Genomic DNA, 2,276 nt, shown 5'->3' with positions numbered 1-2,276 from the left:
GTTCCCGCCCCCGTCCGTCCCCCTTTCCGACTCCGTCGCAGCCGCGCGTCCGGCCGCGTCCGGCCGGCCGATCGTCCAGGCGATCGTGCTGGCGGGCGGCCAGGGCTCGCGGCTGCGGCCGTACACGGACGACCGTCCCAAGCCGATGGTGGAGATCCCCGGCACCGGGATGCCGATCATCGGGCACCAGTTGGCGTGGCTGGCGGCCGAGGGGGTCACCGACGCCGTCGTCTCCTGCGGCCATCTGGCCGGGGTCCTCCAGGAGTGGCTGGCCGGCGCGGACCTGCCGTTGCGGGTGAGCACCGTGGTGGAGGCCCAACCCCTGGGCCGGGGCGGCGGTTTGAAGTACGCGGCGGCCCGGCTGCCGTACCCGGACCGGCCCTGGTACGCGACCAACGGTGACGTGTGGACCCGGTTCTCGCTGCGGGAGATGGCGGAGTTCCACGAGGAGCGCGGCGCGCTGGCCACGCTGGCGCTGGCCCGGCCGCGGATCCCGTGGGGGGCGGTGGAGACCAACGAGCTGGGGCAGGTCCTGGACTTCGTCGAGGCGCCGCCGTCGCCCTACCTCATCAACGCCGGGGTGTACGTGTTCGCCTCCGGGTTCGCCGCGCTGCTGCCGGACTCGGGGGACCACGAGCGGACGACGTTCCCGCGGCTGGCCCGGGAGCGCCGGCTGGCCGGGTTCCCGCTGCCGCAGGGGGCCTACTGGCGGGCGATCGACACCGCGAAGGACCTGGCGGAGGCGGCCCGGGAGTGGGGCGCCCAGCCGGGCGTCTGAGCCGTTTCCCGGCACTCCCCCGCGGAGGGACGTACGGACGGACGACGGGGCCCGGTGCACCTGCTGGTGCGCCGGGCCCCGTGGAGGAGGTGTCGGTGGGGGCGGGGTTCAGCCCAGGAGCCCGCCGACCAGGCCGGGACGGCTGGCGCCCGAGGTCCGGCCGCCGGAGCCGCCGGAGCCGGTGCTGCTGGAGGTGGGCGACTTCGGGGCGCTGGAGCCCTGGCGCGGGCTGCTGCTCCTGGGCGGCTGCTGCCCGCTCGTGCCGCGGGTGGCGGTCGGGGACTCGGAGCCCGTGGTGGCCCGGCCGGTGGTCCCGGGCGTGGCCCGTGCGGACTTGGCCGGATCGGACGGCTTGCCGGAGGGTTCGGCCGGCGCGGACGGCTGCTGCTGCTGCGGAGGCGCCTGCTGCTTGCGGGAGGTGGAGGGCTGCTGCTGCGGGAGCGGCTGCCCGGGCAGGTAGTTGGTGGGCGCCCGGCCCGGCCCCGGCACGGTGACCACGGTGCTGGAGCGGACGGCCCCGCCGAGCAGCGAGCCGATGAGCAGGGTGAGCCCGCAGACCACGGTGGCCATGACGGCGCCGCGGCGCAGCACCCGGCGGCGCAGCTCCCAGACCTCGGACCGGGGGCCGAGCGTCCGCCAGGCCTCGCCGGCCAGGCGGCCGTCGAGGGAGTAGACGGGGGCGCCGGCGATGATCAGCGGGCTCCAGGCGGCCAGGTAGATGATGTCGGGCGCGTCGTAGGCGGGCACGGTCTTCCAGCTGACGGTCATCAGCAGGGCGGCCGACAGGAGCGCGCCGATGCATGCGGCCATCCGCTGCCACAGTCCGAGCACGGTCAGGACGCCGACGACGACCTGGAGGAAGGCCACGCTCAGGCCGGCGCCCACCGGGTGGGCGAGGGCGAAGTCGCGCAGCGGCTCGGCCAGCGCCCAGGGGTGCAGGGTGTGCAGCCAGGTGACCATCGACCCGCGCTCGCCGCCGTCGAAGTAGACGGGGTCGCAGAGCTTGCCCATGCCCGCGTAGATGGAGATGAAGCCGAGGAAGATGCGCAGCGGCAGCAGCACCACCCCGAGGTTCATCCGGCGGCCCGGGTAGTACGAGGCGTGGCCGCGGCTGTCGGCCGCGGGCCGGGCCGGGCGCCCGTCGGGGCCGGTGCCCGGCGGGGGCTGGTGCGGGCCGCCGTACGGCAGGTCCCGCACGGGGGGCATGGCGCGGGTGTCGAGGTCGTCCTCGGAGTCGCGGTAGCTGCGCTGCCCGATGACGGTGGGGGTGGGGAGGGTGTCCTCGGCGAGGTCGTGCGCGAGGTCGACGCGCGGGATGACCTGGGTGGCGCCGCCGTCGAACTCGTCGTGGCCGCGGCCGGACTCCCGTACGGCCTGGAGGAGTCCGCCGGTGGCGGCGGAGTCGCCGGGGCCCGACCTCCCGCTCCAGACGACGGGGGCGCGGCGGCGGGTCGCACCGGCCGCGGCCACCACGGCGCCGCGCCCCCGTCGTCTGGAG

2 protein-coding genes are annotated in these 2,276 nt (G+C 76.5%); one reads left to right on the top strand and one right to left on the bottom strand.

Annotated elements, in window-relative coordinates; all coding sequences use genetic code 11:
- The first annotated feature begins 70 nt into the window (after window positions 1–70).
- Window positions 71–778: a nucleotidyltransferase family protein gene (locus EF918_RS34965; protein ID WP_125652880.1), complete on the top strand. Its 708-nt coding sequence runs from the start codon at window positions 71–73 to the stop codon at window positions 776–778.
- A gap of 108 nt (window positions 779–886) precedes the next feature.
- On the opposite strand, the gene EF918_RS34960 is transcribed toward EF918_RS34965, so the two are convergent.
- Window positions 887–2,276: DoxX family membrane protein (locus EF918_RS34960; protein ID WP_125652879.1), on the bottom strand; the 1,390-nt coding region annotated here is incomplete at its 5' end.

This window comes from Streptomyces sp. WAC06614 (assembly GCF_003949795.1).
Taxonomy (GTDB): domain Bacteria; phylum Actinomycetota; class Actinomycetes; order Streptomycetales; family Streptomycetaceae; genus Streptomyces.
The sequence above is the reverse complement of the archived record's forward strand: the minus strand, read 5'-3'. Positions and strand labels throughout refer to the sequence as shown.